This window comes from Stenotrophomonas sp. INTA L402-1 (assembly GCF_059295135.1).
On record NZ_JCAFWP010000062.1, the window covers coordinates 1 to 11,863 of the forward strand.

An 11,863-nucleotide genomic window follows, 5' to 3' on the forward strand; every position below is an offset into this window, starting at 1 on the left:
AGAAAGCTGGCCAGGATCGCCTGGGGTGTCTTCAAAAGCGGCCGGGACTTCGATCCGGCCATGCTGAAGGTGGGTCAAGCCTGCTTCCAGCAGGCTTGACCGCGAACATAGGATCTCGACTCTACGGGCGGGCGGCTCCGCACATTGATGAATTCCAGTCATGACCAACTGCAATGCTGCCCATTCAATCCGTGGGCTCTGCAGGCGTATCGTCAGCGCTCCCCCTCTGGAGCACGACGATGCAGACACGTGAACTCGGCCGCAGTGGCCTGAAGGTTTCCGCCCTCGGCCTGGGCTGCATGGGCCTGAGCCATGGCTACGGCCAACCGGTGGAGCGGGGCCAGGGCATCGCCCTGCTGCAGGCCGCCGTCGAGCGTGGCGTGACCTTCTTCGACACCGCCGAAGTGTATGGCCCCTACACCAACGAAGACCTGCTCGGCGAGGCGCTGGCGCCGTACCGCGACAGGCTGGTGATCGCCACCAAGTTCGGCTTCAAGGACGCGCGCGTCGATACCGGGCTGGACAGCCGTCCCGAGAACATCCGCGCGGTGGCCGAGGCCAGCCTCAAGCGCCTGCGCACCGACCATATCGACCTGTTCTACCAGCACCGCGTCGACCCCAACGTGCCAATCGAGGATGTGGCCGGTACCGTGCGCGACCTGATCGCCGAAGGCAAGGTCGGCCACTTCGGCCTGTCCGAGGCCAGTGCCGCCACCGTGCGTCGCGCCCATGCAGTGCAGCCGGTGGCCGCCGTGCAGAGCGAGTACTCGCTGTGGTGGCGTGAGCCGGAGCGCGAACTGTTGCCGACGTTGCAGGAACTGGGCATTGGTTTCGTGCCGTTCAGTCCGCTCGGCCGCGGCTTCCTGACCGGCGCGATCAACGCCGATACCACCTTCGACGCCAACGACTTCCGCAACACCGTACCGCGTTTTGAAGTGGAGGCGCGTCGTGCCAACCAGGCGCTGGTTGACCGCATCAGCACGATCGCTGCCGCACGTGGCGCGACGCCGGCGCAGGTAGCGCTGGCCTGGCTGCTGGCGCAGGCACCGTGGATCGTGCCGATTCCGGGCACCACCAAGATCCATCGCCTGGAAGAAAACCTGGGCGCGGCCGACCTGCAGTTGGCGCCGGAGGAACTGCAACGCATCGCGCAGGCGCTGGATGAAGTGTCGATTGTCGGTGAGCGCTATAACGCGCAGCGCGCCGCGCAGGCCAAGGGCTGATCACCAGGTGGGTGCGGACCGTTGGTCCGCACTCCTCAGCTCATCCAGCCATCGGCCCGCGCAACGCATCGAGCACCGTGCGCATCGCCACGGTGACGTGGCGGCGTGACGGGTAATACGCGTAGTAGCCATCGAAGTGCGGGCACCAATCGTCCAGCACCGACTGCAGCCGGCCATCGTCCAGCATCGGCTGCACCTGGTCTTCCGGCAGCCAGGCCAGCCCGCTGCCGGCCAGTGCAGCCGCGCGGGTCATGCCCATGGTGTTGAAGGTCCACTGACCGGTCACGCGCACGCTCAGTTCGTTGCCGTCCCGGCCGAAATCCCACGGCATCAGTCCGCCATGCGTAGGCAGGCGCAGGGTGATGCAGTTGTGGTTGGCTAGGTCGTGCGGATGCCGTGGCACCACATGCTGGCGGAAGTAGCTGGGCGCACCGACCACGCGCATGCGCAGCGGTGGGCTGACCGGCACGGCGATCATGTCGCGCGCCAGCCGTTCGCCGAGGCGGATACCGATGTCGTAGCGCTCGGCGACGATGTCGGCCAGCCCGTAGTCGGCAGCCAGTTCCACCTTCAGGTCCGGATACTGCTGCAGCAATGGCGCCAGCCGCGGCCAGGCGATGTATTCGGCGGCATGGCCGGTGGCATTGATGCGGATGGTGCCGGCCGGGCGTTCGCGGTACTCGGCCAGTGCGGCCAGTTCGTCCTCGATCTCGGCCAGGCGCGGGGCGAGGGTCTCGAGCAGGCGCGCACCGGCTTCGGTGGTGGACACGCTGCGGGTGGTGCGGGTCAGCAGGCGCACGCCGAGGCGCTCTTCCAGGCCGCGCATGGCATGGCTGAGCGCGGACTGGGAGACACCCAGCTGGGCGGCGGCCCTGGTGAAACTGCCCTCGCGGGCAACGTGGACGAAGGCCTGCAGGTCGTTGAGGTTTTCACGGGGCATGACGGGATGATACGGCTCCCGGATTGAACGGATCTGTCGATTTCCGGCTCCCCGGTTCGTCGTACCCGTACATCCAATGCTAGGAGCTTCCACATGAGCGCTGACACCAGGCCGAAAGGCCCGGCCTCGTACTTCCCCTCCATCGAGAAGACCTACGGGCAACCGGTGACGCACTGGTTCGGCCTGCTGGCGGGCAAGAAGGGCCTGAAACACATGGAACTGGTCAGCTTCCTGAAAAGCGAGCATGGGGTGGGCCACGGCCATGCCAATGCGTTGGTGGCGCACCATCTGGCCGGAAAGGGCTGAGCAGGCAACCCGGCGCTGAACGGTCGTGTGGGGGTCAGGCTACACAGCCTCCGGGGTCAGGCAGACTGGGCGTTCATCCCGAGGCAGGACGCCCTCATGCAGGTCACGCTGGACGCGATCACCGTCGACAACTACGAAGCCGTGTGCGATCTCGACGTCAGCGAGGCGCAGCAGGACTTCGTGGCCGGCAATACCTGGTCGCTGGTGCAGGCAGCATTCCATCCCGGCTACCAGACCCGCGCCATCCAGGCCGATGGCGAGCTGGTCGGGTTCTTCATGTGGGTGCCGGAGACGCCGCAGCGCATCTCGATCTGGCGCTTCATGGTCGATCAGCGCTGGCAGGGGCGTGGCATCGGGCGGCGCGCGCTGGAAGTGGCGCTGGCGCAGATCCGGGACACGCCCGGCCTGGCCGAGATCGAGATCTGCTACAACCCGCGCAATCCGGTGGCGGGCGCCTTCTATGGCAGCTTCGGTTTCGTCGAGACAGGCATGGACGATGATGGCGAGGACATGCTGGCCGTGCTGCCGGTGACGCCTCCGGAATAACCTGAATGGGCGAGCGCAGCTGAACGATTTCATCTGCAACTGTCATGCAGATCGTGTCTAATATCGCTCCCCACCTGCTGTTCCCCCACCCGTATGTCCCTTCCCGCCCATGGCCCCGCGCCGTGCGACGACGCTGACGGCCACCTGGTCACCGCCGGTCCGCTGACCCCGCCGCCCGACAGTGCCGGCACCACCGCCGACGAAAAAGCGCTGCGCCACTCGATCGCCGAGGACGTGCAGGGCATGGTGCTGGCCACGATGGTGGCCTCGCTGGGCCTGGCCATCTTCGCCAAGGGTGGGCTGATGATCGGCGGCATGGCTGGCATGGCCTTCCTGCTGCACTACTCGATGGGCTGGAACTTCGGCCTGGTGTTCGTGCTGGTCAATCTGCCGTTCTACTGGGTGGCACTGCGGCGCATGGGCTGGGAATTCACCCTGAAGACCTTCGCCGCGGTCACCGCCTGTGGCGTGCTGACCGACCTGCTGCCGCGCTGGATCGTTTTCTCGCACATCAACCCGCTGTATTCGGCGATCGTCGGTGGTGCGTTGTCCGGCCTGGGCATCCTGTTCTTCATCCGGCACCGTGCCAGCCTCGGTGGTATCGGCATCCTGGCGGTGTACCTGCAGCGCACCCGCGGCTGGAGCGCGGGCAAGGTGCAGATGTCCTACGACGCCTGCCTGATGGTGGCCGCGTTCTTCGTGTTGTCGCCGTCGAAGGTGCTGTACTCGGCGATCGGCGCGGTGGTGCTCAGCCTGGTGCTGATGTTCAACCACCGCCCGGGCCGTTACATGGGCGTGTGACGATTCGACGGTAGTGCCGGCCGCTGGTCGGCAACACCTGCAGCATTCCGAGGCTGCCGGCCAGCGGCCGGCACTACCGGGAGGCCTGCAGCCATGGCGGCGACAGCGTCAGCAGCCGCGCATGCACGGGGCAGTCCTCGGCGTGCGCACCGGGCAGGTAGCCCAGGCTCATCAGGAATTCGCCGGTGATCTCGCCGCCGGTGAAGCGGAACGTCTTCTTGAACAGCTTCACCCAGTCGGCCTTGCTGCGCGGATGGTGCGCGTCCAGCCACGCCGCGAAGCTGCCGTGGCTGGCCCGCAGCTGCTGGATCACCTGTGCGTTGTGGATCGCCGCCAGCACCTTCAGCCGGTTGCGGATGATGCCCGCGTCCGACAGCAGCCGTTCGATGTCCTGCTCGGCGTAGGCTGCAACCCGATCCACATCGAAGCCGTCATAGGCCGCGCGGAAGCCCTCGCGCTTCTTCAGGATGGTCTCCCAGCTCAGCCCGGCCTGGTTGATCTCCAGCACCAGCCGCTCGAACAGCTCGCGCTCGTCACGCTGCGGGAAGCCGTATTCGTTGGCGTGGTAGTAGTCGTGCACCGGATGGCCCGGGGCGATGAGGCAGTAACCGCTCATGGAGAAGACTCGTTGGATTCGGGTTCGGGATCGATGGCCACCGCGGGGCGCCCGCCGATGGACAGCATCGGCCAGCGCGGTGGCACAAGCGTGAGTTTGCCGTCACGCAGGGCCTGGTTGATCGCCTCGGCCTGGCCGCTGACGGTGCCGAACAGCGAACCGGCCCGGCGCCACTGGGCATCCCCGCCACGTGCGTACAGCACGCAGTCCGGCCCACGGTGGGTGTACAGCTCGCACAGCAGCACCTCGGTGCTGCCGTCGCCATCCAGGTCGCGATGCACGATCAGGCAGTCGCGCTCGCTCTGGGCGCAGGATTCGCCATTGATCGCGCGGGTGGCCAGTGCCTGCCACCAATCGTCCGGTGGCGAGCTGGATCCCTTGGCCAGCTTCAGCGCGCGCTGCAGGGCGGCGACGTCCTGCAGACCCTTGTCCAGGCGCTGTCCATCGTCCCAGCGCGAGGTACGTGCCAGCGCGGCAACGATCACCTGTGGCGCGTTGGCATCGGCGGTGATGGCCGGATCACGCTGCAGCTCGCGCAGCGCCTGCACGCCACGGCGCCCAAGATCGAAGCGCAGCACGTTGACGTCACTGCTGGTGATTGCCGGCGGGTCCGCACGCAGGCGCGCCAACTGGCTGGACAGGGTCAGCCGCACCGGGTCCAGCAGCGGCGAGTTGCCCAGCAAGGCCAGTGCCAGCACCGCCCAACACATCCAGCGGTTGACCGGCTCCAGCGTCTGCAGCCAGCGGCCCTGCCGGCGCACTACCGCCAGCGCGTAGCCCAGTGCATAGCCGGCCACGGCCAACGCGATCAGCACCGCCCAGAAGCGGTCCAGGGTCCAGCCGTACTGCACCACGCGCAGGCCCAGTGCATACAGCGCCAGCACCGCATAGACCGGCAGCGCCAGCAGGCTGGCCTCGACCAGCCGGCGCAGCACGACGGGGTAGGGCGCGGTGTCGTCGCCTTGCTGGTAGACCGCATTGGTGAATGACACCAGCAGCAGCGACAGCACCAGCAGCAGGCTGGCGGCCGAGCGGGTCTTCCACAGCGGCTCCAGCCCGGTCAGCGGCAGGCTCAGCACGAACAGCACGGCGATGAACGAGAGCAGCGGCAGCAGCCCGCGGCAGATCGCGAACAGCACCTGGCGGGTGATCTGGATCGCGCGGTGCTGGGTGCGCCCGATCAGCACGCCGAACCCGGCCAGGCTGCCGGTGGCCAGCGCGATGAACGCGTCCTGCCGGAACAGGTCGCGGAAGATGGTCACGTCGAGCAGCTGGAACAGCGCCGCCCACAGCCACAACAGCAGCCAGGTCAGCCCGGTGAACAGCGCCGCCAGGGCCAGGGTCAGGCCGTTCTGCCAGGCGCGCTCGAACAGCTCCGGATAGCTGGCGCGCCAATGCCCGTGCTGCAGCTGGAACTGCCACCAGGGCAGGGCCACGAACACTGCTACGGCCATGCCCAGGGTCAGCGGGAACTGCAGCGCGCCCGAATCCAGCGCGGTCTCGCCGTTGAGGTTCCAGCCGATCCAGGCGGCCAGCGCCAGCACCACCGCCGAGCCGAGCGCGGCCTGCAGCCACAGGCGGCGCTGGCCCAGCTTGACCAGGCTCAGCGCCACCGCGCTGGGAATGGCCAGCACCCAGGCATACCAGCAGTAGCGCCAGCCGATATCGCGGAACGGCCACGCATCGGACAGCTCCTGCGCGGCATACAGCATCAGGCCCTGCAGCAGCGCGATCAGGACGATGGCGCTGCGTGCCGGCAGGGTCAGGGGCGATGAAGACTGCATCGACGACCTTCCATGGCAAAGCACCATCCTAGCCCATCGCGGTTCGGCGCCATCGCGCGACCATCCCGCCCCCAGCAGGTAGAATGGGGGCATGCCTGTAACGCCGACTTCCCTTGCCGATCACCTGCTCGTCGCGCTGCCGTCGCTGCTCGACGCGACATTCGCCCGCAGCGTTGCGCTGATCTGCCAGCACGACGAGAACGGTGCGATGGGTGTGCTGGTCAACCAGCCTTCCGAATACACGCTGGGCGAAGTGCTGGCTCAGATGGACATCACCACCGGTGATGGCGACCTCCAGGCGCGCATGGTGCTCAACGGTGGCCCGGTGCATCCCGAACGTGGCTTCGTCATCCATGACGACGCACGCGCATGGGATTCCAGCCTGATCGTGGGTGAAGGCCTGTACCTGACCACCTCGCGCGACATCCTCGAAGCGATGGCACGTGGCGAAGGCCCGGCCAATGCCGTGGTCACGCTGGGCTGTGCGGGCTGGGGTGCGGGGCAGCTGGAAAGCGAGCTGTCCGAGAACAGCTGGCTGACCGTACCGGCCGACGCCGAGCTGGTGTTCCAGCTGCCGCTGGAGCAGCGCTGGCAGGGTGCAGCCTCGCGTATCGGTGTGGACCTGTTCCGGCTGACCGACTACAGCGGCCATGTCTGAGCCCATCACGCCCGCGCCGGATTCTGCTGCCCCGGCAATCCGCCGTGATGGCACCGTTCTGGGGTTCGATGTCGGCTCGCGCCGCATCGGCGTGGCCATCGGCAGTGCCTTCGCTGCGCATGCGCGCGCGGTGGCGGTGGTCGATGTGCATGGCAACGGCCCGGACTGGACCGCGATCGAACGCCTGCTCAAGGAATGGAAGCCCGACGGCCTGGTGGTCGGCGACCCGCTGACCCTGGACGGCCAGGACCAGCCCAACCGCAAGCGCGCGCAGGGCTTTGCCCGCCAGCTGCGGGAACGTTTCAAGCTGCCGGTGGTGATGATCGACGAGCGTTCCAGCTCGGTCGAGGCCGCCCGCCGCTTCGCCGTCGAGCGCGCCGAAGGGCGCAAGCGCCGCCGTGATGCGGCCGCCCTCGATGCCGTTGCCGCGGCGGTGATCATCGACCGTTGGCTGTCGTCGCCGGACGACGCCACCCCCATTCCCTGACTGCCCGACACCGCCATGACCGCCCAGCAACTCGATGCCTCCGGCCGCCTGCGCCACCTGCTGACCCTCGAAGGCCTTCCGCGCGACACCCTGCTGCAGCTGCTTGACCGGGCAGGGCAGATCCGCGACGCCGCGGTCGGTCGTGTCGGCAACAAGCGCCACGTGCTGGCCGGTTCGGCGGTGTGCACGCTGTTCTTCGAACCGTCCACACGCACCCGCAGCTCGTTCCAGCTGGCCGCGCAGCGCTTGGGCGCCGACGTACTGAACTTCGATGCATCGACCTCGTCCACGCGCAAGGGCGAAACCGCCTGCGACACGCTGCGCAACCTGGAGGCGATGGGCGTGCGCGGCTTCGTGGTGCGCCACCCCGATGATGGCGCCGTGGCCGCACTGGCCGAGGCAGCGGGTGAGGGCACTGCACTGATCAACGCCGGTGACGGGCGCAGCGCGCACCCGACCCAGGGCCTGCTGGACATGCTGACCCTGCGCCAGGCCAAGGGCCCGGATTTCTCGAAGATGAAAGTGGTGATCGTCGGCGACGTGAAGCACTCGCGCGTGGCCCGCACCGACCTGCATGCGCTGCGTACGCTCGGCGTGGGCGAGATCCGCGTGTGTGGCCCGCAGTCGCTGCTGCCGGACGACGAGACCCTGAAGGGCTGCGTGGTCGGTGATGATTTCGACGCGATGCTGGAAGGCGTCGACGCGCTGATGATGCTGCGCCTGCAGCGCGAGCGCATGGAAGAAGGCCTGGTGCCGTCGCTGGAGCAGTACCACGCGCAGTACGGCCTGACCAACGAACGCCTGGCCCGCGCCGGCAAGGATGCCGCGGTGCTGCATCCAGGCCCGATCAACCGCGGCGTGGAAGTGACCGACGAGGTGGCCGACGGCCCGCAGTCGTGGGTGCTGCGCCAGGTCGCCAACGGCGTCGCCGTGCGCATGGCCGTGCTGGAAACGCTGCTGGGCTGACCACTTTGGTGGGTGCCGACCGTTGGTCGGCACAAAAGGGATTCACCCTGAACTGTCTGGGTGGGTGCCGACCGTTGGTCGGCACAGAACCATCAGTCCCGTGAAGTGCCGGGCTCAGACATTGAATAGCTACGGGCCTACCTGGACTGATGGGGTTGCCCGATAGAAGAAGGCGGTCGGCAGGCACACGCTTGTACCCATGAACCGCGCACGCCTGAGGCTTGGCCGCCATTCCCGGATCGGGCAATCCTACATCCTGACGACCGTCACCCAGGGGCGTCGACGCTACTTCGACGATGCCACAGCGGCGCAGTTGGTGATGGACGTGGTCCGTCGCCTTGATACTGAAGGCCTGACGTACTCACTTGCCTATGTAGTCATGCCGGACCACATCCATTGGCTTGTGGAGCTCCGCGCGTTCTCGCTGGATTACGTCATGCAGCGCTTCAAATCGAGCAGTGCATTGCTGATAAACCGCATGCTCGGCAAATCAGGACGATTCTGGCAATCGAGCTATCACGATCACGCCATTCGTTCTGAAGAATCACTGTTTCGCCATGCGATGTACATCGTCGCCAACCCGGTCAGGGCGAACTTGGCGAGCTGCGTGGGAGAGTATCCGTATGCCTGGTGCCGATGGGAGATCGATGGGAGGTACCAAGCAATGGATTACCCCGAGGCGGAGAGATAGTGCCGACCAACGGTCGGCACCCACCAATACCCAAGCCGAGCAACGGTAGGCATCCACCAACAGTTGTTTCCCAGCAGAAGCTGCGGTTCAGCGCTTCTGCGCGAACAGCCACGCCCACATTGCCGGGTCGGCGTAGGTAGCGTCCCAGGCATTGTGATTGCCTTCCGGGTACTCGGTGTAGCGCACGTCGCGTGCAGCGGCGCTCTGGAAAGCGCTGTGCAGCCTGCGGTCGTCATCCGGTGGCACCACGTCGTCCAGCGCGCCGTGGAAGATCCAGATCGGCGTGTGCTGCAGGCGCTGCGCGATCACGGCATACGGATCGGTTTCCTGGGCGACCTGCTCGACGAACAGGGTCGGGCGCTTTGCGCGTGGTGCCAGCACGGCACCGCACACGGGGACGATCGCAGCAAAGCGGCGTGGGTCATCCAAGGCGATGTTCCAGCTGCCGTAGCCGCCCATCGACATGCCGGTCAGGTACTGCCGTGCCGGGTCGGCGCCGAACTCGGCGATCGTCGCGTCCAGCGCGGCAGCGGCCGCACGGTTGTTGCGGCCGCTCCATTCCTCATGGCCCGGTACCTGCGGAAACACCACCAGGGCAGGGAAGTCGGGATGCTCGCGCAGATAAGGCCCCAGCCCGGCGTGGGTCTGCTTGATGCCATCGGCGCCGCGCTCGCCGGAGCCGTGCAGGAACAGGATGACCGGGACGTTGGAGGTTGCGGGCGTCTGCCCACCAGGGCTGCGGGCCTGCAGGCCCGCGGGAATGAACACCTGGTAGTAAGCCGTGTGCCCGTCCACCTTCACCGCACGTGCTTCGAAGCGGCCACGCGCGCTGTCCGGCAGCGAAGTGCAACCGCTCATCATCAGAAGGGCCAGCAATGGCAGCCAGCGCGACAGCAAACGGACCATGGGGTTTTCCGAAGCGGCGAGAACGCCTGCATCGTAGTCCGCCAGCGTCGGCCCGGCATCATGCGTCGCGTCACTGCGGGCGCGGGAAGCTGGCGATGATGTCCAGCTGCTCCTGTGCCTCGGCATTGCCTTCGGCGGCCGCAGCCTGCACCTGCGCCATATCCGGGTGCAGCACCACCAGCAGCGGGTTCTCGCAGACCGGGCAGTCGTACTCGGTGGCGTCCTCGTCCAGCTCCATCTCCATGGCACGCGAGCTGCCCCTCCATTCGCAGGCCGGGCAGGTGTGCTGCTGGTCGCGCCAGCCGGGCTGGAAGTAGTTTTCTATCGTTGTTGCCATGGGTGTTCCCGTTGAGTGGGGTCCGAGCCCCGCTTGGCGGGGCCCGATCCTTGATGCGGTCAGTGCAGCAGCACCAGGGTGGCCAGGCCGAGGAAGGTGAAGAAGCCCATCGAGTCGGTCACGGCGGTCAGGAAGATGCCGCTGGCCAGCGCCGGGTCGAAGCCGAAGCGTTTCAGGGTCAGTGGCACCAGCACGCCGGCCAACGCGGCGAACAGCAGGTTGCAGGTCAGCGCGATGGCGATCACCGCCGACAGTCCGGGTGAATGGAACCAGGCCAATACGATCAGGCCCAGTACCGAGCCCAGCATCACGCCGTTCAACAAGGCGACCCGCACTTCCTTCCACAGCAGCGTGCGCGCGTTGGAGGCGCCCACCTGGCCCAGCGCCAGGCCGCGCACCATCAGCGCCAGCACCTGGGTGCCGGCGTTGCCTCCGAGGCCCGCAACGATCGGCATCAGCACCGCCAGCGCCACCAGCTTGTCGATGGTGCCCTCGAAGTGGCCGACCACGCTGGACGCCAGGAATGCCGTGCACAGATTGACCGACAGCCACATCAGGCGGCGGCGCATGGCGCGCCAGACCGGGCTGAACAGATCCTCGTCCTCGTCCAGGCCGGCGGCGCCCAGCGCCTGGTGCTCGGCCTGTCCACGGATGATGTCGACCACGTCATCGATGGTGATGCGGCCGACCAGGATGTTGTTGTCGTCCACCACCGGCGCGGAGATCCAGTCATGATCGGAGAACTGGCGGGCGACTTCCTGGTCGCTTTCGCCGACATCGATCGCCGGTTGCTCGTCGTCGATCAGGCGGTTGATCGGGGTGGTGTCCTCGTGGGTCACCAGTGCCGCCAGCGACACCCGGCCGAGGTATTGATGGCGCCGGCTGACCACGAACAGGTGGTCGGTGTGGTCGGGCAGTTCGCCACGCAGGCGCAGGTAGCGCAGCACCACGTCAACGTTGACGTCGGCGCGCACGGTCACCACGTCCGGGTTCATCAGACGGCCGGCGCTGTCCTCGGGGTAGGACAGCACCTGCTCCAGGCGCTCGCGGTTCTCGCGGTCCATCGACTTGAGGACTTCGTCGATGACCGTGTCCGGCAGATCTTCGACCAGGTCGGCCAGATCGTCGATGTCCAGGTCTTCGACCGCGGCGATGATCTCGTCCGGGTCCATGTCGGCGAGCAGGCTCTCGCGCACGTCGTCGCCGACGTGGACCAGCACCTCACCGTCATCTTCCGGATCGACCAGGCCCCAGACCACCTCGCGCTTGCCCGGCGGCAGCGATTCGAGCAGGTTGCCGATCTCGGCCGGGGCCAGGGTGTTGACCAGGCGGCGCACCGGGCCCAGCCGACCGCTGTCCAGTGCGTCGGACAGCATCCGCAGTTGGCGCGCAGTCTTGTCGTGGCGTACAGCTTCAGCCATCGCAGCTCCCGCGGGATAAGAAAAGCCGCGATCCCGGCAAGGATGCGGCAACAGGGGTGTTCAGCGCGTCATTATCGCAAGGGGATGTTTCAACGCATAGCCGCCGGGCGGTGGTAGTGCCGGCCGCTGGCCGGCAAGCGGCCCCATCGGAGGCCATGAGGTCTGTCTCTTATACACATCT

The 11,863-nt window shown here is 67.0% G+C and carries 14 protein-coding genes and 1 pseudogene; 9 read left to right on the plus strand and 6 right to left on the minus strand.

Annotated features, from left to right (window positions below):
• Both AC5O77_RS20825 and AC5O77_RS20830 read left to right on the plus strand, forming a co-directional pair.
• A pseudogene (locus AC5O77_RS20825) lies at positions 1-99 on the plus strand (IS110 family transposase); the annotation flags it as partial.
• A 140-nt stretch (positions 100-239) separates the two neighbouring features.
• Positions 240-1,223, plus strand: a complete 984-nt coding sequence (locus tag AC5O77_RS20830; protein WP_149908898.1) for an aldo/keto reductase — start codon at positions 240-242, stop codon at positions 1,221-1,223.
• A gap of 40 nt (positions 1,224-1,263) precedes the next feature.
• Here the strand turns inward: AC5O77_RS20830 and AC5O77_RS20835 are convergent, their stop codons facing one another.
• Positions 1,264-2,163 carry a LysR family transcriptional regulator gene (locus AC5O77_RS20835; RefSeq protein WP_293799554.1) on the minus strand — a complete coding sequence of 300 codons (900 nt, stop codon included), beginning with the start codon at positions 2,161-2,163 and terminating at the stop codon, positions 1,264-1,266.
• A 93-nt stretch (positions 2,164-2,256) separates the two neighbouring features.
• Here AC5O77_RS20835 and AC5O77_RS20840 point away from each other — a divergent pair, with 93 nt between their 5' ends.
• From AC5O77_RS20840 to AC5O77_RS20850, 3 genes are all read left to right on the plus strand, one after another.
• A complete protein-coding gene (locus tag AC5O77_RS20840) occupies positions 2,257-2,469 on the plus strand; it encodes a DUF4287 domain-containing protein (protein ID WP_478058039.1) in 213 nt (70 codons plus the stop codon).
• A gap of 96 nt (positions 2,470-2,565) precedes the next feature.
• Positions 2,566-3,015, plus strand: coding sequence for a GNAT family N-acetyltransferase (locus AC5O77_RS20845; RefSeq protein WP_071228056.1), 450 nt, complete (start codon positions 2,566-2,568; stop codon positions 3,013-3,015).
• Between the two features lie 93 nt (positions 3,016-3,108).
• Positions 3,109-3,816, plus strand: coding sequence for a YitT family protein (locus tag AC5O77_RS20850; RefSeq protein WP_478058038.1), 708 nt, complete (start codon positions 3,109-3,111; stop codon positions 3,814-3,816).
• Between the two features lie 73 nt (positions 3,817-3,889).
• On the opposite strand, the gene AC5O77_RS20855 is transcribed toward AC5O77_RS20850, so the two are convergent.
• Together AC5O77_RS20855 and AC5O77_RS20860 are read right to left on the minus strand one after the other, a co-directional pair.
• Complete coding sequence (locus tag AC5O77_RS20855; protein WP_049400680.1) at positions 3,890-4,432, minus strand: DNA-3-methyladenine glycosylase I; 543 nt, start codon at positions 4,430-4,432, stop codon at positions 3,890-3,892.
• The gene (locus AC5O77_RS20860) at positions 4,429-6,216 is read right to left on the minus strand and encodes a DUF4153 domain-containing protein (protein WP_494507129.1); all 1,788 of its coding nucleotides are present in this window, start codon (positions 6,214-6,216) and stop codon (positions 4,429-4,431) included. The genes AC5O77_RS20855 and AC5O77_RS20860 overlap by 4 nt, the downstream gene beginning before the upstream one ends.
• A gap of 91 nt (positions 6,217-6,307) precedes the next feature.
• On the opposite strand from AC5O77_RS20860, the gene AC5O77_RS20865 reads away from it, so the two are divergent.
• From AC5O77_RS20865 to AC5O77_RS20880, 4 genes are all read left to right on the plus strand, one after another.
• Complete coding sequence (locus tag AC5O77_RS20865; RefSeq protein WP_004147177.1) at positions 6,308-6,874, plus strand: YqgE/AlgH family protein; 567 nt, start codon at positions 6,308-6,310, stop codon at positions 6,872-6,874.
• Positions 6,867-7,361, plus strand: coding sequence for a Holliday junction resolvase RuvX (ruvX, locus tag AC5O77_RS20870; RefSeq protein WP_005408378.1), 495 nt, complete (start codon positions 6,867-6,869; stop codon positions 7,359-7,361). Before AC5O77_RS20865 ends, ruvX begins: the two co-directional genes overlap by 8 nt.
• A gap of 15 nt (positions 7,362-7,376) precedes the next feature.
• Complete coding sequence (locus AC5O77_RS20875; RefSeq protein WP_032130186.1) at positions 7,377-8,327, plus strand: aspartate carbamoyltransferase catalytic subunit; 951 nt, start codon at positions 7,377-7,379, stop codon at positions 8,325-8,327.
• Positions 8,328-8,526: 199 nt separating this feature from the next.
• Positions 8,527-9,018, plus strand: a complete 492-nt coding sequence (locus AC5O77_RS20880) for an REP-associated tyrosine transposase (protein WP_154352068.1) — start codon at positions 8,527-8,529, stop codon at positions 9,016-9,018.
• A gap of 87 nt (positions 9,019-9,105) precedes the next feature.
• Here the strand turns inward: AC5O77_RS20880 and AC5O77_RS20885 are convergent, their stop codons facing one another.
• The 3 genes from AC5O77_RS20885 to mgtE form a co-directional block, all read right to left on the minus strand.
• Positions 9,106-9,924, minus strand: coding sequence for a carboxylesterase family protein (locus tag AC5O77_RS20885; RefSeq protein WP_494507130.1), 819 nt, complete (start codon positions 9,922-9,924; stop codon positions 9,106-9,108).
• A gap of 70 nt (positions 9,925-9,994) precedes the next feature.
• Entirely contained in the window at positions 9,995-10,261 is a 267-nt protein-coding gene (locus tag AC5O77_RS20890; RefSeq protein ID WP_494507131.1) for a hypothetical protein, read from the minus strand.
• A 59-nt stretch (positions 10,262-10,320) separates the two neighbouring features.
• On the minus strand, positions 10,321-11,682 hold the full coding sequence (gene mgtE, locus AC5O77_RS20895; RefSeq protein WP_010483662.1) for a magnesium transporter: 1,362 nt from the start codon (positions 11,680-11,682) through the stop codon (positions 10,321-10,323).
• Positions 11,683-11,863: the final 181 nt, after the last annotated feature.

Coding starts and splice junctions, on each gene's coding strand:
- mgtE (WP_010483662.1), bottom strand. CDS start 11,682: ATGGCTGAAGCTGTACGCCACGACAAGACTGCGCGCCAACTGCGGATG.
- AC5O77_RS20865 (WP_004147177.1), top strand. CDS start 6,308: ATGCCTGTAACGCCGACTTCCCTTGCCGATCACCTGCTCGTCGCGCTG.
- AC5O77_RS20830 (WP_149908898.1), top strand. CDS start 240: ATGCAGACACGTGAACTCGGCCGCAGTGGCCTGAAGGTTTCCGCCCTC.
- ruvX (WP_005408378.1), top strand. CDS start 6,867: ATGTCTGAGCCCATCACGCCCGCGCCGGATTCTGCTGCCCCGGCAATC.
- AC5O77_RS20845 (WP_071228056.1), top strand. CDS start 2,566: ATGCAGGTCACGCTGGACGCGATCACCGTCGACAACTACGAAGCCGTG.
- AC5O77_RS20835 (WP_293799554.1), bottom strand. CDS start 2,163: ATGCCCCGTGAAAACCTCAACGACCTGCAGGCCTTCGTCCACGTTGCC.
- AC5O77_RS20855 (WP_049400680.1), bottom strand. CDS start 4,432: ATGAGCGGTTACTGCCTCATCGCCCCGGGCCATCCGGTGCACGACTAC.
- AC5O77_RS20880 (WP_154352068.1), top strand. CDS start 8,527: ATGAACCGCGCACGCCTGAGGCTTGGCCGCCATTCCCGGATCGGGCAA.
- AC5O77_RS20875 (WP_032130186.1), top strand. CDS start 7,377: ATGACCGCCCAGCAACTCGATGCCTCCGGCCGCCTGCGCCACCTGCTG.
- AC5O77_RS20850 (WP_478058038.1), top strand. CDS start 3,109: ATGTCCCTTCCCGCCCATGGCCCCGCGCCGTGCGACGACGCTGACGGC.
- AC5O77_RS20860 (WP_494507129.1), bottom strand. CDS start 6,216: ATGCAGTCTTCATCGCCCCTGACCCTGCCGGCACGCAGCGCCATCGTC.
- AC5O77_RS20840 (WP_478058039.1), top strand. CDS start 2,257: ATGAGCGCTGACACCAGGCCGAAAGGCCCGGCCTCGTACTTCCCCTCC.
- AC5O77_RS20885 (WP_494507130.1), bottom strand. CDS start 9,924: ATGGTCCGTTTGCTGTCGCGCTGGCTGCCATTGCTGGCCCTTCTGATG.
- AC5O77_RS20890 (WP_494507131.1), bottom strand. CDS start 10,261: ATGGCAACAACGATAGAAAACTACTTCCAGCCCGGCTGGCGCGACCAG.